The organism is Bacteroides xylanisolvens XB1A, from assembly GCF_000210075.1.
GTDB classification, from domain to species: domain Bacteria; phylum Bacteroidota; class Bacteroidia; order Bacteroidales; family Bacteroidaceae; genus Bacteroides; species Bacteroides xylanisolvens.
Genome location: NC_021017.1, coordinates 769,299 through 774,396 on the forward strand (window position 1 = coordinate 769,299; position 5,098 = coordinate 774,396).

Genomic DNA, 5,098 nt, shown 5'->3' on the forward strand with positions numbered 1-5,098 from the left:
TGAAATTTCCCGAAAATGAGTCAATAAACAAATTGTTCTTTGAAATTACCTCATTATGTGTCTGTGACCAACCATTGCCATTAAAACTCTGTCCGGAATAGGAGAGATTATAGAATGTATTGCTTATAAATGTCATCGATCCTCTTGACCAACCATCATAACTGGTTGTTTGTCCACCTCCATAACGTAAAAAACGAGAACCGTTTTGGTTATGACTATAAATCGTAGAGTTACTTATTTCGAAGTCTTTCACAATCGAACTGCTAGAGTTAAAGTTTATCAGGTCAGCAGCTTGATAGCAATCTATTACACAATTTCTGATTGCAAAATTTTGAATACCATACTTCTTTCCGTTAATGTGAACTAAGTATTTTCTAACAGCCTTGATATTGCAAGATTGAATAACCATAGGATTAGTTACTTTTCCATGATCGGTTCTCTTTGTATCCAATATCTCTTCCGGAACATCACCAAACTTTAAAAAAGCCCCATCTGTCACTACATCACAATCAAAGTTGATAAACTTCAAGGCTAATCCTCCACCACAAGTAATAATAGAAGCCGGAGCAGTGAATTTCACATTCGCATTCCCGCGTGTTTTATTTCCGCGCAACTGTACATTATTTACGCCAAAGTTCAAATCTCCTGAAATATAATACGTCCCTCCTGCTTCCAGTTCGAAAGCAACTTCTGTATCTTTTCCCGTAGTCACCGGATGTTCAGCAAAATATGTAGTCAAGTCTGTACCATTAGGAACAAGCGTTGCGGCAACAAGTGTAGACCAACTGATTTCAGTGGCGGAAACGGAAGCTGTATTATTCAACTTTTCATTCCCCAATGCTGCAATCTCAACCTTATAGTTCGTATCTTCTACCCAAGGACATACTACAGCCGTCCCGTCTACAATACTGTCCTTCACTACAGCTACAGGATGATCAGGGTCATCTACAATGTACATAGAAAATTTATAACCACCTGCCCCCATAACAACAGACCAAGTAACTTTTACATTATTTTCAGTTGTAGCCAGTTTTTCAAAAGCCACATCCGATGCTTTCGGCGAATCCAATTGCGTATTCGTCACGCCACCGGAGAAGGTTTCTTCATCAAAACCATCTCCAGCACAAGAGCCCATAAATAAAATCATCGATAAACAAGCTATGCTCCCGACAACTTTCATTTTAATCTTCATCTTACTCTTCATAGATTAAATTTTAATTTAAACAAAAATAATATATTATATCTTCAAAATCTAAAAGTTCTTTTAAGGAAAGACGTACAATCAAAAAATATGTAATCACTTAAAAGAATAAAAAAATAGATTTTGCACTTTTTTCTCTCTTAACTATATCATAATATCCTCCTATCTCTGTTGAAACACCTCTTTCAAATACTTAATATTCGTACCATAATTCTTTTTCACGTTCCGCACGTCATTCTTGTCACGCGAACGTTCTACCACCAGCCATCCACTCCATCCCATCTTATCCAGTGTCTTTTTCACCTTATTCATGTCCAATCGTTCATTATAAGGTAAAGTCACTCCATCTGTGTCCGTACAGTGAATCTGGCAAATCCTCTTTTTCCCCAGAATCTTCAACTCCTTGCACAAATCCCTTCCATTCTCCAATGCATTTTGAAATTTAAAATAGATCTTGATTCCGGGAGAATTAATTTCTTTCAGTAGTTTCACATCTCCTTTTGCATCCAGTTGAGTTTCAATACCAATCACCACTCCTTCAGAAGCTGCCATATCTCCTACCTCCTTCAAGCGTTTTACAACTTCTGTCCGTAGTGCCGGAATCTTTTCCCATCCGGCTTTGATTCCTCCCAAAGGAAGAAAGGCTACTTTGGCATTCATCACTTTCATGGCATGAAGGCAATCCTGAACTAAATCTTTATAATTAGCTCGTTCCAGAAAAGACTGTCCATAGAAACCGGACATAGCAATAGAAGAAACTTCTAATTGATATTTTTGAGCAGTTTCACGAAATAATTGCTGGAAATGGGGCTTGCGCAATTTATTATCAAACATTTCCCTCTTGCCAAGGCCACCCATATCCAATTCTACACCGTCACCATTCAATTCATGTACCAATTGGAATGAACCGATTTTCTGACGTTTCAGAATCATCCAGTCACATACGGCTATTTTATAACGTTGTTCCTTTTGCTGCGATCCGGCAATTGCCAATAGAGGAAAACACTCTGCAAGTATCAATATCCAAAGGATATGTTTAAATAAATTTCTTCTCATTTTTTATTTTATTGCATACGATTTACATAGTAGACGTATGGAATAGATTTTTGTAATCACCTATAAAACAGAGAATAACTAAAAATACTACGGAGTATAATTTAATAAAAGTAAGATAGTGACGGTATCCAAGACAAATAGTGACGCTATCTTGGTCCGATACCGTCACTATCCCGGGCATATACCGTCACTATTTTCGAAGAAGTAATAACAGAAGTAAATGTAAAAAAATGGGCTGCCGGACTATTAGAAGTCCGACAGCCCTGTCAACCCAAAAACGATACCTATGAAACACTGTGTGTTATTTCAAATCAAACTTTAAATATTTGCCGTGAACAAGTTCATCATGTGTGATATGATATTTATTGAACTTCTTGCCATTCAATAGTACCTTATTAATATATAAAACTCCTGGTTGAGTACGATTGGTTTCAATCACCAATTCGTTTTCTTTATACCATTTCGGATCTAACCGGATCGTTACCTTATTAAAGACCGGAGTCGTCAATGTATATTCGGGCAGTCCGGGACAATCCGGATAAAAACCGATCATATTGAAAATAGCCCAGGAAGACATCGTTCCCGTATCATCATTTCCTGGAATACCATCAGGTTTTGTTGTAAAGTACTTATCTAATAAACGCTGCGTCTCTTTCTGCGTACGCCATTCTTCACCTTTAAAGTATGAGAATAAATGAGCATAAGCAATATCCGGTTCATTTGCCGGGTCGTAAAGTCCTTCGTCAAAAACCATTTGTAGTTTATCGATAAAAGGTTTCTTTCCCCCCATTAATTTCGCCAAGCCATATACATCATGTGGTACATAGAACGTATAATTCCAGGAACTACCTTCATGGAAACCGGGATTCGGTTCAAAGTTCTCTCCTTGTCTCGGATTAAACGGGCTATAAAACGTTCCATCGGGGAGAATCGGACGGAAAGTACCAAATTCTTTACTATAATAATGTTTGTATCCTAAAGAACGTTTATAGAACATCTCTGCATCTTTCTTTTTACCTAAAGCAGCTGCAAAACGAGACAATGCAAAATCGGCAATATAATATTCCAATGCATGAGAGACGGAATTGTCATACTGTTCACGAAGGGGTACATATCCTTTAGACATATAATCATCATTATCAGGACGCATCAAGTTTTCCGCCCCCGGTAACGTAGCAGATTTGTACATTGCCTCATAAGCCAAATCAACATCAAAGTCACGCAAACCTTTCATCCAGGTATCTACAATTACCGGAATACTCGGATCACCTTCCATTGTCAATGTTTCTCTGCCATATAATTCCCACTTAGGCAACCATCCATGTTCACGATACATATCAAGCATTGTGCGCACCATTTCCATCTGACGTTCCGGATAAACCAAGGTCAGCAATTGATGAACATTGCGGTAGGTATCCCAAAGAGAAAATACGGTATAGCGATCACCTTTGGTTGTCAGGATTTTATCACTTTCCATTGCCGGATATTCTCCGTTTACATCCTGCAAAATATTAGGATGAATCAGCAAATGATAAAGCGCTGTATAAAACACAGTCTTTTGGGCATCTGTACCACCTTCCACTGTTATGCGTGACAAGTCATCATTCCATTTGGAACGTGCTTCCGCATGAATCTTCTCAAAATCCTTTCCAGCCTGTTCACGATCCAGATTCAAACGGGCATTTTCTATGCTTACAAAAGAAACTCCCATTTGTACTTCTACTTGTTCACCTTCTTCTGTATCGAAGGAGAAATAAGTACCAATGTCATCTCCTGCTATTTCTTTTCCGTAGCGAGTATAAAGTTTATACTTTCCCTGATCCTTATCCCATTCAGCCTCAACCCCCATCATCGGACGTTGTTTCTTCCAATACCCTGTTGCAGAAGGATTCTTCTTAACCCGCAATACAAAGTAAATGGGGAATACAGCTTGAGGATTATAACAAAATGTACCAAGTAGTTTGACTCCTTCCACTTCGCTATCGCTTACACGACGAAGCATAGCGCCACTCTCATTCGTTAACCCCTCACCCAGATTCAGCAGGATGTGGCTTTTCCCTTTTGGGAAAGTAAACCGGGCAATACCGCTACGCGGAGTAGCCGAAACTTCTGTTTTTACATTATATTTAGTCAGATAATTAGAATAATAGCCCGGTGAGGCCTGTTCATCCTTATACTTACTACCATATTCTTTATAATCCACATTCAGTTCTCCGGTAGTAGGCATCAATAATAAAGAACCTAATTCCGGACAACCGACTCCACTCAAATTCACATGAGCATATCCGGTAAAGAAACAATTTGTATATTCATAAGGCGTAGACCACCATCGGGCATCTTTATCGTATGTGTTTTCGGAAGATCCCATCACATTGAAAGGAACCACAGACATCATACCATTGGGGCAAATCGCTCCCGGATTGGTCGTTCCGAAATTTGTAGTTCCGATAAAAGGATCCACATAATCTATCAAAAGACTTTTATCCGTATTTTTAAGGGGAGGGCTCCCCCCTTCCCCCGCATAGGCGGAAAGAAGGGAAAAAGCAAGTGTGTAAGTTAATATAATACGTTTCATATCTTTATTAAATGATACTCGTTCGTTTCGTAAAATCAATAATCTCTTTTATATATCCGAAGGCCATACCTACCACAGTATCTGCCGCACCATAATAAACAGCAACACGTTCACCATCTTGCAAAGCAGCACAGGGGAATACGACATTAGGAACGTCACCTTGAAGTTCGTAAGGAGCAGCCGGACCAAGCAGATATTCACGTGTACGGTAAAGAACTTTTTCCGGATGATCTTTATCCAATATGGCAGCTCCCATAGCGTAACGG

3 protein-coding genes and 1 pseudogene are annotated in these 5,098 nt (G+C 39.0%); all 4 read right to left on the reverse strand.

Annotation, left to right across the window (positions count from 1 at the left end; translation table 11 throughout):
* Positions 1-1,204, reverse strand: a 1,204-nt coding sequence (locus tag BXY_RS03140; RefSeq protein ID WP_208946747.1) for a DUF4992 family lipoprotein, incomplete at its 3' end; no start/stop codon positions are given.
* 159 nt (positions 1,205-1,363) lie between these two features.
* Positions 1,364-2,257, reverse strand: coding sequence for a sugar phosphate isomerase/epimerase family protein (locus tag BXY_RS03145; RefSeq protein WP_008640537.1), 894 nt, complete (start codon positions 2,255-2,257; stop codon positions 1,364-1,366).
* Between the two features lie 301 nt (positions 2,258-2,558).
* Positions 2,559-4,832 carry a GH92 family glycosyl hydrolase gene (locus BXY_RS03150; RefSeq protein WP_008775775.1) on the reverse strand — a complete coding sequence of 758 codons (2,274 nt, stop codon included), beginning with the start codon at positions 4,830-4,832 and terminating at the stop codon, positions 2,559-2,561.
* Between the two features lie 7 nt (positions 4,833-4,839).
* Positions 4,840-5,098: pseudogene (locus BXY_RS03155) on the reverse strand (1,4-beta-mannosyl-N-acetylglucosamine phosphorylase); the annotation flags it as partial.

What these genes read in the sequence shown, in the direction of transcription:
- BXY_RS03145 (WP_008640537.1), bottom strand. Translation starts at nt 2,257, where the DNA reads ATGAGAAGAAATTTATTTAAACATATCCTTTGGATATTGATACTTGCA.
- BXY_RS03150 (WP_008775775.1), bottom strand. Translation starts at nt 4,832, where the DNA reads ATGAAACGTATTATATTAACTTACACACTTGCTTTTTCCCTTCTTTCC.